Source organism: Stenotrophomonas nematodicola, from assembly GCF_009467805.1.
GTDB lineage: Bacteria > Pseudomonadota > Gammaproteobacteria > Xanthomonadales > Xanthomonadaceae > Stenotrophomonas > Stenotrophomonas nematodicola.
In genome coordinates this window covers 990,540-1,011,013 of sequence record NZ_WIAY01000001.1, presented here as the reverse complement: position 1 = coordinate 1,011,013, position 20,474 = coordinate 990,540, and the positions used below count along the sequence as shown (strand labels likewise).

The 20,474-nt window shown below is 66.8% G+C and carries 20 protein-coding genes; 14 read left to right on the top strand and 6 right to left on the bottom strand.

Going from position 1 to position 20,474, the window contains the following annotated elements:
• Nucleotides 1–75: 75 nt before the first annotated feature.
• Both GDJ08_RS04820 and GDJ08_RS04815 read left to right on the top strand, forming a co-directional pair.
• A complete protein-coding gene (locus GDJ08_RS04820; protein WP_026070782.1) occupies nucleotides 76–1,011 on the top strand; it encodes an ABC transporter ATP-binding protein in 936 nt (311 codons plus the stop codon).
• Nucleotides 1,008–2,123: an ABC transporter permease gene (locus GDJ08_RS04815; RefSeq protein WP_017356125.1), complete on the top strand. Its 1,116-nt coding sequence runs from the start codon at nucleotides 1,008–1,010 to the stop codon at nucleotides 2,121–2,123. The genes GDJ08_RS04820 and GDJ08_RS04815 overlap by 4 nt, the downstream gene beginning before the upstream one ends.
• A 31-nt stretch (nucleotides 2,124–2,154) precedes the next feature.
• Here GDJ08_RS04815 and miaB read toward each other — a convergent pair whose 3' ends face one another.
• Nucleotides 2,155–3,600, bottom strand: coding sequence for a tRNA (N6-isopentenyl adenosine(37)-C2)-methylthiotransferase MiaB (gene miaB, locus GDJ08_RS04810; protein ID WP_026070783.1), 1,446 nt, complete (start codon nucleotides 3,598–3,600; stop codon nucleotides 2,155–2,157).
• A gap of 207 nt (nucleotides 3,601–3,807) precedes the next feature.
• On the opposite strand from miaB, the gene GDJ08_RS04805 reads away from it, so the two are divergent.
• From GDJ08_RS04805 to GDJ08_RS04780, 6 genes are all read left to right on the top strand, one after another.
• Entirely contained in the window at nucleotides 3,808–4,752 is a 945-nt protein-coding gene (locus GDJ08_RS04805; protein ID WP_136007008.1) for a lytic transglycosylase domain-containing protein, read from the top strand.
• Between the two features lie 214 nt (nucleotides 4,753–4,966).
• Nucleotides 4,967–5,587, top strand: a complete 621-nt coding sequence (gene petA / locus GDJ08_RS04800) for a ubiquinol-cytochrome c reductase iron-sulfur subunit (RefSeq protein ID WP_017354852.1) — start codon at nucleotides 4,967–4,969, stop codon at nucleotides 5,585–5,587.
• Between the two features lie 2 nt (nucleotides 5,588–5,589).
• Nucleotides 5,590–6,849 carry a cytochrome b gene (locus GDJ08_RS04795; protein ID WP_017354851.1) on the top strand — a complete coding sequence of 420 codons (1,260 nt, stop codon included), beginning with the start codon at nucleotides 5,590–5,592 and terminating at the stop codon, nucleotides 6,847–6,849.
• Nucleotides 6,842–7,588: a cytochrome c1 gene (locus GDJ08_RS04790; RefSeq protein WP_017354850.1), complete on the top strand. Its 747-nt coding sequence runs from the start codon at nucleotides 6,842–6,844 to the stop codon at nucleotides 7,586–7,588. The genes GDJ08_RS04795 and GDJ08_RS04790 overlap by 8 nt, the downstream gene beginning before the upstream one ends.
• 163 nt (nucleotides 7,589–7,751) lie before the next feature.
• Nucleotides 7,752–8,387, top strand: coding sequence for a glutathione S-transferase N-terminal domain-containing protein (locus tag GDJ08_RS04785; protein WP_017354849.1), 636 nt, complete (start codon nucleotides 7,752–7,754; stop codon nucleotides 8,385–8,387).
• A 138-nt stretch (nucleotides 8,388–8,525) separates the two neighbouring features.
• Nucleotides 8,526–8,969 carry a ClpXP protease specificity-enhancing factor gene (locus tag GDJ08_RS04780; protein ID WP_136007004.1) on the top strand — a complete coding sequence of 148 codons (444 nt, stop codon included), beginning with the start codon at nucleotides 8,526–8,528 and terminating at the stop codon, nucleotides 8,967–8,969.
• 42 nt (nucleotides 8,970–9,011) lie between these two features.
• Here GDJ08_RS04780 and GDJ08_RS04775 read toward each other — a convergent pair whose 3' ends face one another.
• From GDJ08_RS04775 to GDJ08_RS04760, 4 genes are all read right to left on the bottom strand, one after another.
• The gene (locus GDJ08_RS04775; RefSeq protein ID WP_017354847.1) at nucleotides 9,012–9,368 is read right to left on the bottom strand and encodes a DUF3301 domain-containing protein; all 357 of its coding nucleotides are present in this window, start codon (nucleotides 9,366–9,368) and stop codon (nucleotides 9,012–9,014) included.
• An 83-nt stretch (nucleotides 9,369–9,451) separates the two neighbouring features.
• A complete protein-coding gene (locus tag GDJ08_RS04770) occupies nucleotides 9,452–10,471 on the bottom strand; it encodes a DUF2272 domain-containing protein (protein ID WP_153164378.1) in 1,020 nt (339 codons plus the stop codon).
• A 104-nt stretch (nucleotides 10,472–10,575) separates the two neighbouring features.
• A complete protein-coding gene (nadC, locus tag GDJ08_RS04765) occupies nucleotides 10,576–11,433 on the bottom strand; it encodes a carboxylating nicotinate-nucleotide diphosphorylase (protein WP_026070577.1) in 858 nt (285 codons plus the stop codon).
• On the bottom strand, nucleotides 11,430–11,699 hold the full coding sequence (locus GDJ08_RS04760; RefSeq protein ID WP_017354844.1) for a Trm112 family protein: 270 nt from the start codon (nucleotides 11,697–11,699) through the stop codon (nucleotides 11,430–11,432). The genes nadC and GDJ08_RS04760 overlap by 4 nt, the downstream gene beginning before the upstream one ends.
• Nucleotides 11,700–11,757: 58 nt before the next feature.
• Between GDJ08_RS04760 and purE the strand changes: the two genes are divergently transcribed.
• Together purE and GDJ08_RS04750 are read left to right on the top strand one after the other, a co-directional pair.
• Entirely contained in the window at nucleotides 11,758–12,261 is a 504-nt protein-coding gene (purE, locus tag GDJ08_RS04755; protein WP_017354843.1) for a 5-(carboxyamino)imidazole ribonucleotide mutase, read from the top strand.
• Nucleotides 12,262–12,263: 2 nt separating this feature from the next.
• Nucleotides 12,264–13,406, top strand: a complete 1,143-nt coding sequence (locus GDJ08_RS04750) for a 5-(carboxyamino)imidazole ribonucleotide synthase (protein WP_423668830.1) — start codon at nucleotides 12,264–12,266, stop codon at nucleotides 13,404–13,406.
• 67 nt (nucleotides 13,407–13,473) lie between these two features.
• Here the strand turns inward: GDJ08_RS04750 and GDJ08_RS04745 are convergent, their stop codons facing one another.
• Nucleotides 13,474–14,055 (bottom strand): superoxide dismutase, encoded by a 582-nt coding sequence (locus GDJ08_RS04745; protein ID WP_136007000.1) that lies wholly within the window; start codon nucleotides 14,053–14,055, stop codon nucleotides 13,474–13,476.
• Nucleotides 14,056–14,173: 118 nt separating this feature from the next.
• On the opposite strand from GDJ08_RS04745, the gene grxD reads away from it, so the two are divergent.
• From grxD to ppnN, 4 genes are all read left to right on the top strand, one after another.
• Nucleotides 14,174–14,494 (top strand): Grx4 family monothiol glutaredoxin, encoded by a 321-nt coding sequence (gene grxD / locus GDJ08_RS04740; RefSeq protein WP_136006998.1) that lies wholly within the window; start codon nucleotides 14,174–14,176, stop codon nucleotides 14,492–14,494.
• Nucleotides 14,491–15,231 (top strand): SDR family NAD(P)-dependent oxidoreductase, encoded by a 741-nt coding sequence (locus GDJ08_RS04735; protein ID WP_136006997.1) that lies wholly within the window; start codon nucleotides 14,491–14,493, stop codon nucleotides 15,229–15,231. Before grxD ends, GDJ08_RS04735 begins: the two co-directional genes overlap by 4 nt.
• Before the next feature lie 335 nt (nucleotides 15,232–15,566).
• Nucleotides 15,567–18,815, top strand: coding sequence for a TonB-dependent receptor (locus tag GDJ08_RS04730; RefSeq protein ID WP_017356377.1), 3,249 nt, complete (start codon nucleotides 15,567–15,569; stop codon nucleotides 18,813–18,815).
• 250 nt (nucleotides 18,816–19,065) lie between these two features.
• Complete coding sequence (gene ppnN, locus GDJ08_RS04725; protein ID WP_017356378.1) at nucleotides 19,066–20,454, top strand: nucleotide 5'-monophosphate nucleosidase PpnN; 1,389 nt, start codon at nucleotides 19,066–19,068, stop codon at nucleotides 20,452–20,454.
• The last annotated feature ends 20 nt before the right edge of the window (nucleotides 20,455–20,474 follow it).

The window sequence follows — 20,474 nt, the reverse complement described above, 5'->3', positions numbered from 1 at the left end:
GTCGACCCCGTCGACCCCGTCGCCGCCCAGCCATCCGCGTCGGCAACGGGCAAGGGCGGGCAGGACGACCTGGCCATCCGGGCGCGCGGGCTGACCAAGCGCTTCGGTGCACTGGTGGCGGTCGACCATGTGGACCTGAGCGTGCCGCGCGCCGCTGTCTACGGCTTCCTCGGCCCCAACGGATCGGGCAAGTCCACCACCATCCGCATGCTGTGTGGCCTGCTGACCCCGTCCGAGGGCGACATCGAGGTGCTCGGTCTGCGCATTCCCGAGCAGGCCGAAGCGCTGCGGCGGCGCATCGGCTACATGACCCAGCGGTTCTCGCTGTTCGAGGACCTGACCGTGCGCGAGAACCTGGAGTTCCTCGCGGCGGTGCAGGACATGCCGCGCGCCGACGCGCGACGACGTATTGGAGAGCTGGTCGAGCAGTACCACTTCCAGGACCGCCAGACGCAGTTGGCCGGCACCCTCAGTGGCGGCCAGAAGCAACGGCTGGCCCTGGCCGGCGCGGTGATCCAGTCGCCGGAGCTGCTGTTCCTGGATGAACCCACCAGTGCGGTGGACCCGGAGTCGCGGCGCGACTTCTGGGAAAAGCTGTTCGACCTGGCCGACACCGGCACCACGCTGCTGGTGTCCACGCACTACATGGACGAAGCCGAGCGCTGCCATCGCCTGGCGATTCTGGATCAGGGCGTGCTGGTGGCTGATGGCAGCCCGGCCACGCTCACCGCCGCGCTGGAAGGACGTACGTTGGCGGTTTCGGCGCCGCAGCCGCGTCAGGCACAACGGGTGCTGGCGGCCGTGCCGGGGGTGCTCAGTGTGGCGCAGATCGGCAACAGCCTGCGGGTGCTGCTGGCGGCGCAGGACGATGCGCAGGGCAGGCTCGAGGCAGCCCTGCGACGCGGCGGCCAGCAGGCCGAGGTGATGCCGGTGTCGGCCAATCTGGAGGATGTCTTCGTCTCGGCCACGCGCGGACGCGAGGGTGGCCAGGCCGGGGACACGGCGGCATGAGTCTGCGCCGGCTCTGGGCAATCATCCTCAAAGAGCTGCGGCAGATGCGGCGCGACCGTATCACCCTGGCCATGATCGTCGGTATTCCGGTCATGCAGCTGGTGCTGTTCGGCTATGCGATCAACCTCAATCTGCGCAACCTGCATGCCGGGATTGCCGATCAGGCCGGGACCGCCGCGTCACGCGCGCTGGTGATGGATATGGTGGCGACCGGGGTGATCGCACCCACGTTGGCCGCGCGGACGCCGGATGAGCTGATGGCGGCGCTGCGGCACGGCCAGATTAGCGTGGGCGTGGTGATTCCGCCCGACTTCGAGCGCCGCCGCTTCGAGGGGCGCGAGGCGGTGCAGGTGCTGGTGGACGGCAGCGACACCGTCGTGCAGAGCGCGGCGATCCAGCTGGCGCAGGTACCACTGGACAGCCAGCCGCTACGCAACGACCGGCCGCTGCGCAGCGGCGCGGTGGGCGGGGGCGGGCAGATCAGCGTGGTGGCGTTCTACAACCCGCAGCGGCGCTCGGCGGTGAACATCGTGCCGGGTCTGATCGGCATCATCCTGACCATGACGATGGTGATGTTCACGGCGGTGGCGATCGTGCGCGAACGCGAACGCGGCAACATGGAGTTGCTGATCGCCACACCGTTGAGCCGCAGCGAGCTGATGATCGGCAAGGTGCTGCCGTATGCGGCGATCGGTCTGATCCAGACCACGCTGGTGCTGCTGCTGGGCCTGTGGCTGTTCGAGGTGCCGATCCGCGGCAGCGTGGTGGACGTCTATCTGGCGGCGATGCTGCTGATCACCGCCAACCTCACCCTGGGCCTGCTGATCTCGACCAAGGCGCAGTCGCAGTTCCAGGCCATGCAGATGACCATGTTCGTGTTCCTGCCGTCGATCCTGCTGTCCGGTTTCATGTTCCCGTTCGCGGGCATGCCGCGAACGGTGCAGTGGCTGGCCGAGGTGCTGCCGCTGACGCACTTCCTGCGCCTCATCCGCGGCATCATGCTGCGCGGCGCGCGGATCTGGGAGCTGTGGCCGGAGGTGCTGGCGCTGCTCGCCTTCATCGCGGTGATGATGACCCTGGCGATCCTGCGCTTCCGCAAACGCCTGGATTGAGTGGATGCCGACCGGCGGTCGGCACGCTCCCTCAGGCGACGACCATCCGTCCGCGCAGCGAATTGCTGTACGCCTCGGTGATCTCCACATCCACGAACTGGCCGATCAGACGCGGGTGCCCCGCGAAGTTCACCGAACGCATGTTCTCGCTCTTGCCGGTCAGTTCATCCGGGTTGCGCTTGGACGGCCCTTCCACCAGCACGGTCTGCACCGTGCCGACCATCTTCTCGGAGATCGCCGCAGCCTGCGCGTTGATCCGCGCCTGCAGGCGCGACAGGCGCGCGTGCTTCTCGGCGTCGCTGATCGTGTCTTCCAGGTCGGCCGCCGGGGTGCCGGGGCGGCGCGAGTAGATGAACGAGAAGCTCTGGTCGAAGCCGATGTCTTCGATCAGCTGCATGGTCTTCTCGAAATCGGCCTCGGTCTCGCCCGGGAAGCCGACGATGAAGTCCGAACTGATCGAGATGTCCGGCCGCACCGCGCGCAGCTTGCGGATTTTGGACTTGAACTCCAGCGCGGTGTAGCCCCGCTTCATCGCCGACAGCACCCGGTCGCTGCCGGCCTGCACCGGCAGGTGCAGGAAGTTGGCCAGCTGCGGCACATCGCGGTAGGCGTCCACCAGCGAGTCGCTGAACTCCAGCGGGTGCGAGGTGGTGAAACGGATCCGGCCAACCCCGTCGATCTCGGCGATGGTGCGGATCAGCAGGCCCAGGTCGGCGAACTCGCCCTCGCCATAGGGGCCGCGGTAGGCATTGACGTTCTGGCCCAGCAGGTTGATTTCGCGCACGCCCTGTGCGGCCAGTTGCGCCACTTCCACCACCACGTCCTCGAACGGGCGGCTGACCTCGGTGCCACGGGTGTAGGGCACCACGCAGAACGAGCAGTATTTGGAGCAGCCTTCCATGATCGACACGAAGGCCGAGCCACCATCGGCACGCGGCTCGGGCAGACGATCGAACTTCTCGATTTCCGGGAAGCTGATGTCGACCTGGGACCGGCCCGATGCACGGCGCTGGCGGATCAGCTCCGGCAGGCGGTGCAGCGTCTGCGGGCCGAACACCAGGTCCACGTGCGGGGCGCGCTTGATGATCGCCTCGCCCTCCTGCGACGCCACGCAGCCGCCCACGCCGATGATCACGCCCCGGCCGTTGTTCTTCAGCGCCTTCCAGTAGCCGAGCTGGCTGAACACCTTCTCCTGCGCCTTCTCGCGGATCGAGCAGGTGTTCATCAGCAGCACGTCGGCCTCGGACGGGTCGTCGGTCAGCTCCAGCCCTTCTTCGGCGGCCAGCACGTCGGCCATCTTGGCCGAGTCGTACTCGTTCATCTGGCACCCGTGGGTCTTGATGTACAGCTTGCCGCGGACGGGGCCGGTGACGGCCGGCCTGGCGCCGGGCAGCGGCAGCAGGTCGGGGCGGGGAGGGGTGGAGGGCACGGCGGAGCCGGCCGACGTCGGCACGGTCGAAGCTGGCGTCCCGGTCATGGCGCTTATTCCAGTCGGGTGGGCGGGCAGGCAGCCTGAACGGCTGCGGTGAGCCGCCCATTGTACCGGGTATCTGCCGGCCAGACCGGCGCCCGTCCCGCCCGCAGGCCGTCCCGGACGCCCCGATCCGTGACGTGCATCGGCTCCTGGGATACCCGGCCCGTCAAAGACTTGGCAAGCCGGGGTGAAACGGAGACACTCCGCTGCATGAAGGGGATCTTGGGGATCTTTGCGCTGGCCTTGGCTGCGCTGACCGCTGTGCCGGCCAGTGCGGGCACGCTGTACAAGTGCGTTGGCGCCGACGGCATTCCCAGCTACGTAAGCAAGCGCGTCTCCGCCGCGAGCTGCAGTGTGGTCAGCAGCTACCGTCCGGACCGCAGTGCGCCCCGCCGCCAGGCCGTGGCCGCGCCGGTCCCGCCGCCTGCGCCGGTGGCGCAGGCTGTCGCGGCCGCTCCGGCCGATGGCGCCAACGCCGGCACCGCGATCACCGCCACGGCATCGGCGGCGCCCGCCGCGACGGTACTCAGCGCTCCGTCCGCGCCCGCCGCGCGCAAGGGCAAGGCCCAGCGCGTGGTCAACGGGCAGGTCTACACGTATATGAAGGATGGCGTGCGCCACTACACAAGCGCCCGTCCGGCGCAGGTGGCCAGCCTCGGCCAGGTGCGTACGATCCACTACAGCTTCATCGAGCGCTGCTATGCGTGCGGTGCCCAGCCGGGCGTCAACTTCGGCTCGGTGCGGCTCAATACCACCGCCTTCCAGGCCGAGATCGCCGCCGCCGCGCGCGAGTTCGGGGTCGAGGAAGCGGTGGTCCGCGCCATCATCCACGCCGAGTCGGCCTACAACCCCACCGCGCTCAGCCGCGCCGGCGCGCAGGGCCTGATGCAGCTGATGCCGCCCACTGCCCGCCGCTTCGGGGTCACCGACTCGTACGATGCCGCGCAGAACATCCGGGGGGGCGTGCAGTACCTGTCGTGGCTGCTCAAGCGCTTCAACGGCAACCTGACCCTGGCTGCGGCCGGCTACAACGCGGGTGAGGGTGCGGTGGACCGCCACGGCGGCGTACCGCCCTACAGTGAAACCCAGTATTACGTGAAGCGCGTTGCCCTGCTGGCCGACCGCTATCGGGGCGCGACAGCGTCCACGCAGTAGTGCCCGCTGGCCGCTTCGCCGCACGCCGAGACCGTCCGGAAGTGCCGGCTGCTGGCCGGCCCGACCGTTTCGCGCGTGACAGATCTTCGGCGGATGATCTGCGCGTTGTGTCGCTGAGTCAGGTTCCGCTATAGTCGGCTCTGATTCATCGTGGACTGGCCCCCACCGGTCTGCTGGCAGCCTCAAGCTACCTAAATCAATATCGGAGTGCCGGATGGCCAACGATGGGGTAAACGATCCAGTCAATACTGGACGTCGACGGTTTCTGTCAGCAACCACTGCGGTGGTTGGCGCGGTCGGCGTCGGATTTGCAGCGGTACCGTTCATCAAGTCCTGGAATCCCAGCGCCCGCGCCAAACTGGCCGGGGCGCCGGTGATCGCCGACATCAGTGCCCTGCAGGAAGGCCAGCGTCTGGTCCTGGAGTGGCGAGGGCAGCCGATCTGGATCGTCAAGCGGTCCAAGGCGATCCTCGATGCGCTGCATGGTCTGGACGGTCGCCTGAAAGATCCCGAGTCGGGCGAGAAGGAACAGCAGCCGGACTACGTGCTCAAGCAGAACCCCGAATTCCGTGCGATCAAGGCCGATGTCTCGGTCCTGGTCGGGCTGTGCACCCATCTGGGCTGCTCACCGGAAATGGTGGCCGAGATCCGTCCCGAGCCGTATGACCCGCAGTGGAAAGGGGGGTACTTCTGCCCCTGCCACAAGTCGCGCTTCGACATGTCCGGTCGCGTGTTCAAGGATGTTCCGGCGCCGATCAACCTGCTGGTGCCGCCGCACCACTACCAGGATGACAACACCATCATCATCGGCGTTGACCCGCAGGGGGCGGCTTGAGCATGGCCAATATCCTTACCCGCACCGCCACGGGCGTTGCCGACTGGGTCAATGCGCGCGCACCGGGCCTGATGCCGGTGTACCGCAAGCATGTGAGCGAGTACTACGCACCGAAGAACTTCAACCTCTGGTACTACTTCGGTTCGCTGGCGCTGCTGATCCTGGTCAATCAGATCGTGACCGGCATCTTCCTCACGATGCACTACAAGACCAACGCGGCCGAAGCGTTCGCCTCCATCGAATACATCATGCGCGATGTCGAGTGGGGCTGGCTGATCCGCTACATGCATTCGACCGGCGCCTCACTGTTCTTCATCGTGGTCTACCTGCACATGTTCCGCGGCCTGCTGTACGGCAGCTACCAGAAGCCGCGCGAGCTGGTGTGGATCCTCGGCATGCTGATCTACCTGGTGCTGATGGCCGAAGCCTTCATGGGTTACGTGCTGCCGTGGGGCCAGATGTCGTTCTGGGGCGCCAAGGTGATCATCTCGCTGTTCGGTGCCATTCCGGTGATCGGCAACGGCCTCACCGAATGGATCATGGGCGACTACCTGCCGAGCGATGCCACGCTCAACCGCTTCTTCGCGCTGCACGTGATCGCCCTGCCGCTGGTGCTGCTGCTGCTGGTGGTGCTGCACCTGGGGGCGCTGCACGAAGTGGGCTCCAACAATCCCGATGGCGTGGAGATCAAGAAGGGGCCCAAGGGCAACCGCTGGTCGGCCACGGCACCTGCGGACGGGATTCCGTTCCATCCGTACTACACGCTCAAGGACGGCGTGGGCGCCGGCTTCCTGCTGGTCATCGCCGCGTTCATCATCTTCTTCGCCCCGGCGTTCGGCGGCCTGTTCCTCGAACACGACAACTTCACCGAGGCCAACCGCCTGGTAACGCCCGAGCACATCAAACCGGTCTGGTACTACACCCCGTACTACGCGATGCTGCGGGTGGTGCCGAACAAGCTGGGCGGGGTGATCGTGATGTTCTCGGCGATCGCGATCCTGTTCCTGGTGCCGTGGCTGGATCGGGCCCGGGTCAAGTCGTACCGCTACCGGGGCCTGCTCTCGCGCGGTCTGCTTGGCATGTTCGCGGTCTGCTTCGTCTGGCTGGGCGTGATCGGGTCCGGCCCGGGCACCGATGTGCATGAAACCTACATCGGGCGGGTGTTGACCTTCCTGTACTTCGCCTTCTTCATCACCATGCCGCTATGGACCAAGCTGGACAGGACCAAGCCGGTACCGGACCGGGTGACCACGCATGACTGACCACTGGATTGTCCGGCTGGCCTGCGCGGCCGCCCTGCTGCTGGCCAGCACCCTGGCCGGTGCCGCCGAGGGCGGCAAGACGCTGCAGGCCGGCAACGACCTCAGCGACCGCGCCTCGCTGCAGCGCGGCGCGCAGCTCTACATGAACTACTGCTCGGGCTGCCACGCACTGAAGTACCTGCGCTACTCGCGCATGGCCGAGGATCTGGGGCTGAGCGAGGAGGAGGTGATGAACAACCTCAACTTCACCGGCACGCCGATCGGCGAACCGATCCCGGTATCGATGCCCAAGGCGCCGGCGGAGAAATGGTTCGGCAAGATGCCGCCGGACCTGAGCCTGATCTCGCGCGTGCGGGGCAGCGACTGGGTGTACACCTATCTCAAGTCTTTCTATCTGGACCCCTCACGCCCGCTGGGATGGAACAACACGCTGTTCCCCAATGCGTCCATGCCCAACCCGCTGTGGGAAATGCAGGGCCTGCAGCACGCCGTGCACGGCAAGCCCGACGCACCCGGTGCCGACGCGCCGGTGATCGGGCTCAAGCTCGCACAGCCGGGCAATGTCGACCCTGGCCAGTACGACCAGACGGTACGCGACATCACCAACTTCCTGGAGTACGCCGGCGAGCCGGCGGCACTGAAGCGGCAGAAGCTGGGGGTGTGGGTCATCCTTTTCCTGGCGTTCCTGACCTTCCTGGTCTATCTGCTGAAGAAGGAATACTGGAAGGACGTGCACTGAACGGGGAGTGCGCCGGCGTTGCGATTCATGGCTACCGGCATGAGACGCATGGCCTATTGGCTTTTGTGATGTGCAGTTGCACACTCGGGTACTGTGACGACTGCCAGCACTGGGCTGGTGGCGCCGATACGACCGGCGGTTTCCGGTCGTTGGAGAGCCTTTGATGGCGGCGAGCGTACGCATGCGGAATACCCTGACGCTGTTTTCCTCGAACGACGATGTCCTGTGCCATCGCGTGCGGCTGGTGCTGGCGGCCAAGGGCGTCACTTACGACCTCGTTCCGGTCGATCCGCAGAATCCGCCCGAGGACCTCATCGACCTCAATCCGTACCACTCGGTGCCCACCCTGGTGGAGCGTGAGCTGGTGCTGTATGCGGCGTCGGTGGTCAGCGAGTATCTGGACGAACGTTACCCGCATCCGCCGCTGATGCCGGTCGATCCGCTGTCCCGTGCGCGCATCCGTCTGGCCATGCTTCGCATCGAGCACGACTGGGTGCCGCAGGTGCAGGCCATCCAGCTGGGCAACAAGACCCAGGCCGAAGCCGGCCGCAAGCGCCTGCGCGAGCTGTTGACCAGCGCAGTGCCGCTGTTCAAGGCCAGCAAGTTCTTCCTGAACCCGGAAATGAGCCTGGCCGACTGCGCAATGGCACCGATCATCTGGCGCCTGCAGTCCCTGGACGTGGCGCTGCCCAAGGATGGCAAGTCGATCGAGGATTACGGCAACCGCATTTTCCGCCACCCCGGCTTCATCCGCAGCCTGACCGACCAGGAAAAGAAGCTGCGCGATCTGCCCACCTGAGCCGCGCGCGCCGCTGTCGGCGACTGCATCGACGCTTTACGCCCCGCGCGCCGATGCTGACCGGTGCGGGTGCTGGCGCGTACACTTGCACCAGGCAATCCGGATCAAGAGCAGCCGAGCACGGCTCGGCTCTACCACATGACTGAAGACACTTTCCGCATGACCAGCCACCGCCCGTACCTGTTGCGGGCCTTGGTGGAATGGATCAACGACAATGACCTGACCCCGCATATCCTGGTCGACGCGGGCATGCCCGGCGTGCAGGTTCCGCAGAGCGCGGTGAAGGATGGCCGGGTGGTGCTGAATATCGCCGAGCGCGCTGTGGTCCGGCTGCACATCGACAACGAGAGCGTGAGCTTCTCGGCGCGGTTCTCCGGCACCAGTTATCCGGTGCAGGTGCCGATCTCGGCCGTGCTGGCGGTCTATGCCCGCGAAACCGGGCAGGGCATGGCGCTGCCGGACGATATCCCGGGCCACGACCCGGGCCCGGACGACGAACTCCCGCCGGACGATTCCCCGACGCCGCCGGACGACGCACCGCCCAAGCCCAGTGGCCGCCCGCACCTGCGCGTGGTCAAGTAACGCACCCCGTAGAGCCGGGTTCTACCCGGCTCTACGGACGCATCACACGTCTTCGGCGTCGCGGGTCTCCACATCGCGGCGGATTTCGCTGATCCGGGCTGCTGACGGCCCGACGAAGGCGACCAGCTGGTCGCCGCGCAGCACCATGCGGCCGCTGTGGCGGTCCACGCCGTCGTGCGAATACTCGAACTTGAAGGTGCGCTCCCAGCCCAGCCAGCCCGTTTCTTTGCGCACCACGCGCAGGCCGGTGGCATGCACGCTCTGGTCCAGCCACTGCACGTTGGCGGCGTTGCACGCATTGCGGCCAAGTTCGCCGGCGCGTTCGGCGGCGGCGCGCGAGGAGTTCCAGAAGGCGTAGACGAACGCGCCGGCAATCATCAACAGGATCAGGCTGGGCATCGGCGGCTCGGTACGATCAGGGCAGGTGGCCTTCAAAGATGGCGACGAATGCGGCGCGGATCAAGCCGCCCGCGGCGACGCGATCACCGTGTCGTGGTCGCGGGAGGCGGCGGAGCGGGACGCTGCGGCGCGATCTGTGGCGTGGACGGGGCATCCGGTAGCGGCGGCGCAGTCACGCCCGCAGGGTCCGGGGCGACCACCGGCAGCGCGGCCGGCGTCGCTGCCACCAGCTTCAGCAGCGCGGCCCAGTCCTGCCGGTTGAAGCTGCATTCGTCTTCCCGGCCCGGCGTGCAGCCCGGGACCACGCCGTCGCCGGCGCTGGCCTTGGCCGGTGGCAGCTCGATGCGGCCGCTGCGGTCCAGCGACAGCTTGCGCATCGCCACCGTGTTCATCACGTTGCCGCCGACCAGGTACAGGGTCCGGTCGCCGCCCACGTTGGCGGCGATCACTACTTCGCAGTGTGACTTCCAGTGCGCTGCCCCGCCGCTGGCGAGGGACTGCACCAGGCCGCTGTAGCTCAGCGTCTGGCGGCGATCGCGCAGGAAGCAGAGCAGATCGCCCGGGGCGGGTTTGTCCTGCGCCGGATCGGTCATGCGGTACGGCCCGCTGTTCTGGTACGCAGCGCGGATGTAGTCGATGTGGCGCGGCGAGCGGGTGAAGCCGGGCACGCCGGCGCGTGTCATCACCCAGGAAATGAAGGCCGCCGACCACGGGTTGTCGATCAGGAACGCGCGGCAGTCGCTGTCGGTGTAGCGGGTGCCGAGCGGGGCCATGCAGCTGGACGCGCCGGGCTGGTCGCCCATTGGTGACAGCGTCCCGCTCTCACGCCAGTAGCCCACCACCCGCTGCCAGGCGATCAGCCCGTTGTCGGCCAGGTGCTCGCGCTCGGCTTCGGTGACGCTCAGGCTGGCCGCGCGCCCGTCGCGGTCGATGAAGGGGCGGAACCAGAGCCGGTGTTCATTGCAGGCGGTCTGTACGATGTTCACCGCCAGCGGACTCAACCCGTAGCGTGGCGGGATGTCGCAGACTTCGGCGGCCGACGCGGTGGCAGGCATCAGCATCGCCAGCGGCGACAGGCATGCAAGCAGAGACAGGGGGCGCATGCGCGCTCTCCGGGTGGGGGCAACACGAGCCTCGCAGACCCGGGCTGCCGACGCCGTGAACGTGGGGGGGCGGTGGGGCCGACCGATGGCCGGCACGCGCCGCGTCAGCCTGGCGGCGGCCCCAGCTTCAGCGACAGGTCGATCGCCTGCACGTGCTTGGTCAGTCCGCCGATCGAGATGCAGTCCACACCGTCCTCGGCAATGGCGCGCAGCCCGGCCAGGTCCACGCTGCCGGAGACTTCCAGAGGAATCCGGCCGGCGGCGATGCGCACCGCCTCGCGGCGCAGGTCGGCGTCGAAGTCGTCGATCAGGATGCGCTCGCAGCCTGCCGCCAGCGCGTCGCGCAGCTGCGTCAGGTCTTCGACCTCGACCACCAGCGGCAGATCGGGCCACTGCGCACGCGCTGCCTGCACCGCAGCGGTCAGCGAGCCGGCCGCGCGGATGTGGTTCTCCTTGAGCATCACCGTGTCGAACAGCCCCAGGCGATGGTTGTCGCCGCCGCCGCAGCGGACCGCGTACTTCTGCGCCATGCGCAGCCCCGGCAGGGTCTTGCGGGTGTCCAGGATGCGGGTGCCGGTGCCGGCCACCGCCGCGACGTAGCGCGCCGTGGTGGTCGCCGTGCCGGACAGCGTCTGCAGGAAGTTCAGCGAGGTGCGTTCGGCACTGACCAGGCTGCGGTTGCGGCCGTGCAGGATCGCCAGCACGGTGCCGGCCCGGACGGCATCGCCCTCGGCCACGCGCCAGTCGATGGTCACGTCCGGATCAAGCGCGCGGTGGGTGGCGTCGAACCACGGCCGGCCGGCGATCACCGCGTCCTGCTTGCACAGCAGGTACGCGCAGTCGGGGCGGTCGGGCAGCAGGGCGGCGGTGACATCACCGGTGCCGATGTCTTCCGCCAGCGCACGGGCGACATCCTCGGCCACCACGGCCGCGGACGGGACGGGCAACGGAGCCGGGCTCATTTTTCCGGGAAATCGGCGATCTGCGCCGTCTCGATGGCCTCCTCGGCCAGCAGCACCGGAATGCCGTCATCGACACGGAACACCTGCTTGCGGTCACGCGTCAGCAGCGCTTCGCGCAGGGGCTGGGTCTGGGGGCTGCCGTCGGCCTTGGCCACGCCGCCGGCACCGATGGCGCGGTTGAGCGCGTCGAGGGCCTTGGCATCGAGCAGGGACAGGGGCTGGCGCGTGTCGGGCGAGCACAGCAGGTCGAGCAGCTTGCGGTCCATGATTCTTCGTCTTGCGTGGAAGATGGCTAGAATACGTCTTTAAGGCAGGTGACGGCCAATGACCCCCAACCAAACCGCGCCGCTCGTCGGCATCGTCATGGGTTCCCGCTCCGACTGGGAAACCATGCAGCACGCAGCCCAGAAGCTCGATTCGCTGGGTGTTCCCTACGAAGTGAAGGTGGTATCGGCGCACCGCACGCCGGACGTGCTGTTCACCTACGCCGAGCAGGCCGGGCCCCGGGGCCTGCGGGCGATCATCGCCGGCGCCGGCGGCGCCGCGCACCTGCCGGGCATGATCGCGGCCAAGACCGCCGTGCCGGTGCTGGGTGTGCCGGTGCAGTCCAAGGCCCTCAACGGCATGGATTCGCTGCTGTCGATCGTGCAGATGCCGGCCGGCATTCCGGTTGCCACCTTCGCCATCGGCAATGCCGGCGCGTCCAATGCGGCGCTGTTTGCCGCCGCCATGCTGGCCTCGGACCAGCCGGCCATCGGCCAGGCGCTGGAGGCCTTCCGCGCCCGCCAGACCGAAGACGTCATGGCCCATGACGACCCGCGTCAATGAGCATGAAGACTGTCGGAATCCTGGGGGGCGGCCAGCTGGCGCGCATGATGGTGCTGGCCGGCGCGCCGCTGGGGCTGCGTTTCGAGTTGTTCGACCCGGCTGCCGATGCCTGTGGCGCCCAAGTGGCGCCGCTGCAGGTGGCCGCCTTCGAGGACGAGGCCGCGCTGGCCGCGTTCGCGGCGCGGGTGGACGTGGTGACGTTTGATTTCGAGAATGTTCCCGCGCACAGCGCCCGCTTCCTGGCCGAGCGCGTGCCGGTGTATCCGAACCCGGATGCGCTGGCCGTGGCCCAGGACCGGCTCAGCGAAAAAACCCTGTTCCAGCAGCTGGGCATTCCGCTGCCGCCGTTCGCCGATATCCGCAGCCGCGACGAGCTGGCTGCCAGGGTCGCCGAGTTCGGCATGCCCTGCATCGTCAAGACGCGCCGCCTGGGCTACGACGGCAAAGGTCAGTTCCGCATCCGCAGTACCGCCGACATCGACGCCGCCTGGGCCACCCTGGGCGATTACGTCGACCGCACCGGCCTGATCCTGGAGGGGTTCGTTGCCTTCGACCGCGAGGTCAGCGTGGTGGCCGTCCGTGGCCGCGACGGCGAGTTCCGCGCCTGGCCGGTGACCGGCAACTGGCACGTCGATGGCGTGCTGTCGGCCAGCCTGGCGCCGGCACGGCTGAGCCAGGCCCAGCATGAAGCCGCCATCGGCCATGCGCGGGCGCTGGCCGAACGCCTGGACTATGTCGGGGTGTTCGCGCTGGAGCTGTTCTGCCGCGGCGACGAGCTGCTGGTCAACGAGATGGCGCCACGCGTGCACAACTCCGGCCACTGGACCATCGAGGGCAGTGAGACCTCGCAGTTCGAGAACCACCTGCGCGCGGTGCTCGGCCTGCCGCTGGGCGACACGCGCATGCTGGGCCATGCCTGCATGCTCAATTGGCTGGGCGCGATGCCCGATGCCGCGGCGGTACTGGCGCAGTCCGGCGGACACTGGCACGACTACGGCAAGCAGCCGCGCGACGGCCGCAAGGTCGGCCATGCCACGCTGCGCGACGATGATGCCCTGCGGCTGGCCGGGATGCTGCAGACGGTTGGCGGGCTGCTCGATCGCAACGCCCAGGTCGCCCCGGTGATCGACACACTGCGCGGCTGACCGGCAGGTCAGGGCGGCTGCCCGCCTGCGGTGGGTGCCGGCACGCGCCAGCACCCACGGGGAGCCGTCAGTCGCGCAGCTGCGACGCCACGAAGTCCCAGTTGACCAGTTTCCAGAATGCCTGCAGGTAGCGCGCGCGCTCATTCTGGTAGTCGGTGTAGTACGCGTGTTCCCATATATCGCACGCCAGCAGCGGGGTGCTGTTGCCCGTCAAAGGCGTGCCGGCATTGCGCGTGGTCTGGATCGCCAGCGCGCCGCCGGGGTGCTGCACCAGCCAGACCCAGCCGGAGCCGAACAGGCCCAGCGCGGCCTGGTCGAACTCGTCGCGCAGGCGGCGCATATCGCCGAAATGGCGGGTCACCAGCTCGGCCAGGCGCCCCTGTGGATCGCCGCCGCCGCGTGGATGCAGGCACTGGAAGTAGAAACCGTGGTTCCAGGCCTGTGCGGCCGCGTCGAACAGGCTGCCCTGGCTGTGCCGGACCAGCTCGTCCAGGGCCAGGTCCTCCAGGTCGGTGCCGGCGATGCGGGCGTTGACCGCGTCGAGGTAGGCGCGGTAATGCCGACCGTGGTGCAGGTCCAGGCTCTCGGCCGACAGATGCGGTTGCAGGGCGGTGCGGTCGTAGGGCAGGCGGGGCAGTTCGAAGGGCATGGTCACCACGGGCAGGGAGGGGGCGCCGTATGCGGGGCCAGTAGGCTTACAATGGCAGGCGAGGGAAGTCTAGCCGACCGGTGAGGTCGGGTTGTCCCACATTGGAGGGAGAGTCGTAGTGGCGGTGATGCAGCAAATCCAGGCCGAAGTCGAACGTTACCCCCTCGTGCTGTTCATGAAGGGCACCCCGCAATATCCGATGTGCGGCTATTCCAGCCGCGCCATGCAGGCGCTGATGGCGGCCGGCGCGGTCGCGCTGCGCACGGTCAACGTGCTCGAAGAGCCGGAGATCCGCGCCAATCTGCCGCGTTTCTCGAACCTGCCGACGTTCCCGCAGCTGTTCATCCACGGTGAGCTCATCGGCGGCTGCGACATCGTGCTGGAGCTGTTCGAGTCCGGCGAGCTCAAGCGCATCGTCGAAGAGGCCTCCCAGGCATGAGTGCGGTCCCGTCCGTCGTGGTCGGGACCGGCGCACTGGCCGATCGTGTGATTCTCATTGCAGGCGCGGGCGGCGGCTTCGGCAGCGCCGTCGCCGTGGCCTGTGCCCGCGCCGGCGCCACGGTGGTGCTGCTGGGGCGCAAGCCACGCCGCCTGGACCGCGTCTATGCCGCCGTGCAGGCGGTCGGCCCCGAGCCGCTGCTGTACCCGATGGATCTGGAGGGCGCGACCCCGGACGACTACGCCACACTGGCCGAGCGCCTGCAGGGCGAGTTGGGGCGCCTGGACGGGCTGCTGTATTGCGCGGCCGATTTCGCCGGGCTGACCCCGTTCGAGCTGGCCGACCCGGCCGCGTTCGCGCGGGCCGTCCACGTCAATCTCACCGCACCGGCCTGGCTGATCCAGGCGTGCCTGCCGCTGCTGCGCCAGCGCGACGATGCCGCAGTGGTGCTTACCGTGGATGATCCGACGCGGGTCGGGCAGGCCTACTGGGGCGGCTACGGCGTCGCCCAGCACGGGCTGCGGGGCCTGATTGCCTCCCTGCACGACGAACTGGGCCGCAGCCCGGTGCGGGTCAGTGGCCTGCAGCCGGGCCCGATGCGCACCGCCCTGCGGGCGCGCGCCTTCTCGCTGGATGAAGACCGCACCGCGCGTGACCCGGCCGACTGTGCCGATGCCGCCGTCCTGCTGCTGTCCGCCGCCGGCGCCCCCCACCGCGGCCAGATCGTCGAGGGCTGAGCACGGCAAAGGCGTCCGGGCCGCCCGTCCGGTCGCCCTGGTGCCCCAGCCCGCCCGCGCAGCCCCCCCCTGTGCACCGCTGAAGCCCGGAATACCGCATTCAGCCGTTCACACTCACATGTGAAGATGGCGTCACGATCCCGTTGGTATGGCGTGTGTTTTGTCGCCAAACCGTCACAATCCAACGGTACCGTGTTAATCTAGTGTTAACCGTTGCGGCTGAAACCAGCTCGCGGCTAGGGAACCCAGATAAAAGTCCAGTCAGCCGCCAGCAAGGCTGCTTGGACGCGTTTTTTTCTCCGCCATCGCCAATCTCGCATCGAGGCTACTCCCCAATGACCCATTCCCGTTGTCTCCGGATGTCCAAGCTGACGCTTGGTCTCGTGGCTGCACTTGCTGCCGCTCCCGCCTTCGCCCAGAGCACCTCTGCAGGTGTCGGCGGCCAGGTAATGTCGGCTGCAGGCGCGCCTGTCGCCGGTGCGGAAGTCACCATCACGCATACCGAGTCGGGCACGGTCAGCCGTGCGACCACCGATGCATCGGGTCGTTACAACGCGCGCGGCCTGCGCGTGGGTGGTCCGTACACCATCACCATCAACAAGCCCGGCGCTGGCACCAAGACCGAAGAGGGTGTCTACCTCGGCGTGAGCCAGTCGGCGACCGTCAACGCCACGCTGAGCGGTGATATGGCCGCGACCAACCTGGATGCCGTCCAGGTCACCGCCGTCGCGGCCGGCTCGGAAGTGTTCAGTGCGACCAAGATGGGCGCCGGTACGAACATCAGCCGTCAGACCATCGATGCACTGCCCTCGGCCGGTGGCAACATCCAGGATTACGTCCGTCTGGATCCGCGCATTGCGCAGACCAACAAGGCCGACGGTCAGATTTCCGTAGGCGGCCAGAACCCGAAGTACAACGCGATCCGCGTTGACGGCGTGTCGATCAGCGACACCTTCGGCCTGGAAGACAATGGCATGCCGACCCGTCGCCAGCCGGTTGCGATGGATGCGCTGGAAGCGATCAATGTCGACCTGTCCAGCTACGACGTCACCATTGCCGGCGCCACCGGTGCGGTGATCGACGCGGTGACCAAGTCCGGTACCAACGAGTTCCACGGTTCGGTCTACGGCTCGTACCGCGACGGCGATTGGTTCGGCAAGGACCCGGCCGGTTACAAGTTCGACGGCTTTGACAACGAGCGCACCTACGGCATGACGCTGGGCGGTCCGCTGGTCAAGGACAAGCTGTTCTTCTTCGCCAACTACGAAAAGCAGGAGTGGAAGTCTCCGGGCGCAAGCGTGGCCGACAGTGCGCTGGGCAACGGCACGATCAGCCAGGCCCAGATCAATGAAGCGACGCGTCTGGCCAGCACCCTGTACGGTGTTGATGCAGGCAGCGTTGGCGACGTCGATGGCAGCACCGACCTGGAAGAGTACGCGGTCAAGCTGGACTGGAACATCAACGACAATCATCGCGCCAGCTTCCGTTACAGCAAGGTCGAGCAGAACCAGGCACGTACTCCGACCACCGGCGGTTCAATCGTCAACCTGAGCTCCTCCTTCTTCCAGCAGCAGAAGACGATCGAAAACTATGTCGCCCAGGTCTTCAGTGACTGGACCGACAACTTCTCGACCGAGTTGAAGGCGTCGTACCGTGACTACACGTCGGCGCGCATCATGCCGGGCGAAAAAATCGCCACCACCAAGATCTTCTTCGGCGGCAACGTGGATTCTCCGACCGGTGAGTACATCATGTTCGGGCCGGACCCGAGCACCCCGGGCAACCTGCTGCAGACCAAGACCTGGAACGGCTACGCATCGGGCGTGCTGACCCTCGGCGACCACGATGTCAAGTTCGGTACCGACTTCAGCAGCAACGACGTGTACAACATGTTCGTCCAGAACCTGTACGGCACGTACGAGTTCTTTGGCCTGGACAACTACGCTGCCGGCAACTGGAGCAACTATGTCCAGCACCTTCCGCAGCCGGGCCTGAGCGATGACACCATCGCCGCCAGCTTCAAGTACCGTGAGCTTGGCCTGTTTGCGCAGGACACCTGGTATGTCAACAACAACCTGACGCTGACCTATGGCGTTCGTGCCGACAAGCCGTCTGTCAGCGGTCGTCCGACCCTGAACGCGGCCGCCCTGGCCTCGTTCGGCCTGGACAACAGCTACGTCAACGGCAAGGACAAGTGGCTGGTTCAGCCGCGCTTCGGCTTCAACTACACCTTCGACTCGGACCGTCCGACGCAGCTGCGCGGTGGCGTGGGCCTGTTCCGCGGCGCATCGCCGCAGGTGTGGTTCGGCAATGCATTCAGCACCACCGGTCTCAACTACCTGCGCTACACGGGCGAGCAGGGCGGCACGATCAACTCGGGCAACTGGGCATATGAGCCGATCGTGGCGGATCAGGTCCGTCCGTCTGTCGGCACGCCGGAAACCAACGTCACTTACGTGAGCCCGGACTTCGAGCAGCCGTCGGTGTGGAAGGCCAACCTGGCGCTGGATCATGAGTTGCCGTGGTATGGCCTGGTCGCATCGGCCGAGTTGCTGGTGACCAAGGTCAAGAGCGATCTGTTCTACCGCAGCATCAACATCGGCGAGTCCACCTTCAAGGGTCAGGACGGTCGCGACATGTACTACGACCCGTCGCGCATCGGCCGTTCGTGGACCACCGGCAGCAATCGTTACAAGCGTGACCGGAACTTCGGCAACGTGTATGTGTTGGAAAACACCGACCAGGGCCGCAGCAGCCAGTTCACCGTTTCGTTGGCCAAGCCCTTCTCGCCGGAAAGTGACTGGAGCTGGAACGTGGGTTACACCTACACCGACTCCAGCATGGTCAGTGACATGACCAGCTCGACCGCCGGTTCGACGTGGAACTACAACTACATCTTCAATGCCAACGAAGAAACGATCGGTACCTCGCGTTACCAGATCCGCAATCGTGTCAGCAGCAGCATCAACTGGAGCCACAAGTTCTTCGGCGACTACAAGACCAGCGTAGGCATGTTCTACGAAGGTCGTAACGGCCGTCCGTTCAGCTACGTGTACTCCAACGATGCCAACGGCGAAGGCCGCAGCGGCAACGACCTGTTCTACGTGCCTGCCGGCCCTGGCGATGTGCTGTTCGGTACCCTGAGTGCGACGGGTCAGTTCACGGCCAACCCGGCGATGGAAAAGTCGTTCTTCGAATGGCTGTCCGCCAACCCGGATCTGGCCCGTTATGCTGGCCAGGCGGCACCGCGTAATTCCGGCCGTTCGTCCTGGGTGAACAGCTTCGATCTGCGCATCAGCCAGGAACTGCCGGGCTTCTTCAAGGGCCACAAGTCCGAGATCTGGCTCGATGTGATGAACATCGGCAACCTGATCAACAAGGACTGGGGCCATATTGAAGATTACGGCTTCTTCGCGAACCGTCGCGTCCTGACCGCTGCGGGCATGTATGACGGCAAGTATGTCTACAGCAACTTCAATCCGAACAATGTCGAGCGTCCGACGGTTGCCAATGGCAGCAACGGCAACGGCAACACCGGTGTGTCCCAGTGGTCGATGCAGCTGGGCTTCCGCTACAAGTTCTGATGAAGTGATCTAGCACCGCTGCACCCGGAACGGCCAGGGCAACCTGGCCGTTCTGCTGTCCGGCGCCCTGCTTGCTCCCGCGCCGGGTTGCGCGTATGCTCAATTGGTTGCGCCGAAAAAGGCGCACGTACGGCGGCCCAAGGCAGCGCCGGGGCGCCACACATCCAACGGTCGGGTCTCCCCGGCCGTTTTGCTTTTTAAGGGGGCAGCGGTACAGTCGGACACCTTGAGGAAAGCAGAAAAGATGGAAATGAAAATCACCGAAACGCCGGCGCGCACGCTGCCGGTGCAGGACGCGCGGATCTACCCGCGCGGTGGGCTGGACGTGTTGTCGCGCGCCGAAGTGGCGCGCCTGCGCGACGCCTCCGGCGGCGGCATGCACGAGCTGCTGCGCCGCTGCGCGCTGGCCGTGCTGACCAGTGGCAGCGCGTCGGACGATCCGCGCGCCGCGCGCGATCTGTACCCGGATTTCGACATCCAGGTGGCGCAGCAGGATCGCGGTGTGCGCATCGATCTGGTCAACGCGCCGGCGATGGCCTTCGTCGACGGCGAGATCATCCGCGGCGTGGCCGAGCTGCTGTTCGCGGTGGTCCGCGACCTGGCCTACATGGCCATCGAAATGGGCCCGGCCTACGCCGCCGAGCTGGAATCCTCCGAGGGCATCACCAACGCCGTGTTCGGTTTGCTGCGCAACGCGCGCATCCTCAACCCGGGCGATCCGAACCTGGTGGTGTGCTGGGGCGGCCATTCGATCGGCCGCGATGAGTATCTGTACACCAAGCAGGTCGGCTACGAGCTCGGCCTGCGCGGGCTGGACATCTGCACCGGCTGCGGCCCGGGCGCGATGAAGGGCCCGATGAAGGGGGCCACCATCGCCCATGCCAAGCAGCGCAAGCATGTCACCCGTTACATCGGCCTGACCGAGCCGGGCATCATCGCCGCCGAGTCGCCCAACCCGATCGTGAACCACCTGGTGATCATGCCGGACATCGAGAAGCGTCTCGAAGCGTTCGTGCGGATCGGTCACGGCATCATCGTGTTCGCCGGTGGCGTGGGTACCGCCGAGGAAATCCTGTACCTGCTCGGCATTCTGCTGCGCGAGGAGAACAAGGACCTGCCGTTCCCGCTGATCCTGACCGGCCCGACCGTGGCCGCGCCGTACTTCGAGCAGATCGACCGGTTCATCCGTCTGACCCTCGGCGATGAGGCCGCCAGCCGCTACGAGATCGTCATCGGTGATCCCGTCGCGGTGGCGCGCCAGATGTCGGCCGGCATCAAGCGTGTGCGCGAGCATCGCCTGGCGCAGAAGGATGCGTTCTTCTTCAACTGGTCGATCGAGATTCCGTGGGAGTACCAGCAGCCGTTCGTGCCGACCCACGAGGCGATGGCAGCGCTGGACCTGCATCACGGGCGTGCGCCCCATGCGCTGGCGGCCGATCTGCGCCGGGCCTTCTCGGGCATCGTCGCCGGCAACGTCAAGGAGGATGGCATGCGCCGGATCGAGCAGTTCGGTCCGTTCGAGATTCATGGCGACGCCGACATGATGCAGGCCCTGGACGAGCTGCTGCGCGCGTTCGTCGAACAGCGCCGCATGAAGATCTCGGGCGAGTACCAGCCCTGTTACAAAGTCCTGGCCTGAGCCGGGCAGGGGGCTGACGG

Excerpts from the sequence above, each read along its gene's own strand:
- GDJ08_RS04815 (WP_017356125.1), top strand. The coding sequence starts at position 1,008 with ATGAGTCTGCGCCGGCTCTGGGCAATCATCCTCAAAGAGCTGCGGCAG.
- miaB (WP_026070783.1), bottom strand. The coding sequence starts at position 3,600 with ATGACCGGGACGCCAGCTTCGACCGTGCCGACGTCGGCCGGCTCCGCC.
- GDJ08_RS04805 (WP_136007008.1), top strand. The coding sequence starts at position 3,808 with ATGAAGGGGATCTTGGGGATCTTTGCGCTGGCCTTGGCTGCGCTGACC.
- petA (WP_017354852.1), top strand. The coding sequence starts at position 4,967 with ATGGCCAACGATGGGGTAAACGATCCAGTCAATACTGGACGTCGACGG.
- GDJ08_RS04795 (WP_017354851.1), top strand. The coding sequence starts at position 5,590 with ATGGCCAATATCCTTACCCGCACCGCCACGGGCGTTGCCGACTGGGTC.
- GDJ08_RS04790 (WP_017354850.1), top strand. The coding sequence starts at position 6,842 with ATGACTGACCACTGGATTGTCCGGCTGGCCTGCGCGGCCGCCCTGCTG.
- GDJ08_RS04785 (WP_017354849.1), top strand. The coding sequence starts at position 7,752 with ATGGCGGCGAGCGTACGCATGCGGAATACCCTGACGCTGTTTTCCTCG.
- GDJ08_RS04780 (WP_136007004.1), top strand. The coding sequence starts at position 8,526 with ATGACTGAAGACACTTTCCGCATGACCAGCCACCGCCCGTACCTGTTG.
- GDJ08_RS04775 (WP_017354847.1), bottom strand. The coding sequence starts at position 9,368 with ATGCCCAGCCTGATCCTGTTGATGATTGCCGGCGCGTTCGTCTACGCC.
- GDJ08_RS04770 (WP_153164378.1), bottom strand. The coding sequence starts at position 10,471 with ATGCGCCCCCTGTCTCTGCTTGCATGCCTGTCGCCGCTGGCGATGCTG.
- nadC (WP_026070577.1), bottom strand. The coding sequence starts at position 11,433 with ATGAGCCCGGCTCCGTTGCCCGTCCCGTCCGCGGCCGTGGTGGCCGAG.
- GDJ08_RS04760 (WP_017354844.1), bottom strand. The coding sequence starts at position 11,699 with ATGGACCGCAAGCTGCTCGACCTGCTGTGCTCGCCCGACACGCGCCAG.
- purE (WP_017354843.1), top strand. The coding sequence starts at position 11,758 with ATGACCCCCAACCAAACCGCGCCGCTCGTCGGCATCGTCATGGGTTCC.
- GDJ08_RS04750 (WP_423668830.1), top strand. The coding sequence starts at position 12,264 with ATGAAGACTGTCGGAATCCTGGGGGGCGGCCAGCTGGCGCGCATGATG.
- GDJ08_RS04745 (WP_136007000.1), bottom strand. The coding sequence starts at position 14,055 with ATGCCCTTCGAACTGCCCCGCCTGCCCTACGACCGCACCGCCCTGCAA.
- GDJ08_RS04735 (WP_136006997.1), top strand. The coding sequence starts at position 14,491 with ATGAGTGCGGTCCCGTCCGTCGTGGTCGGGACCGGCGCACTGGCCGAT.
- GDJ08_RS04730 (WP_017356377.1), top strand. The coding sequence starts at position 15,567 with ATGACCCATTCCCGTTGTCTCCGGATGTCCAAGCTGACGCTTGGTCTC.
- ppnN (WP_017356378.1), top strand. The coding sequence starts at position 19,066 with ATGAAAATCACCGAAACGCCGGCGCGCACGCTGCCGGTGCAGGACGCG.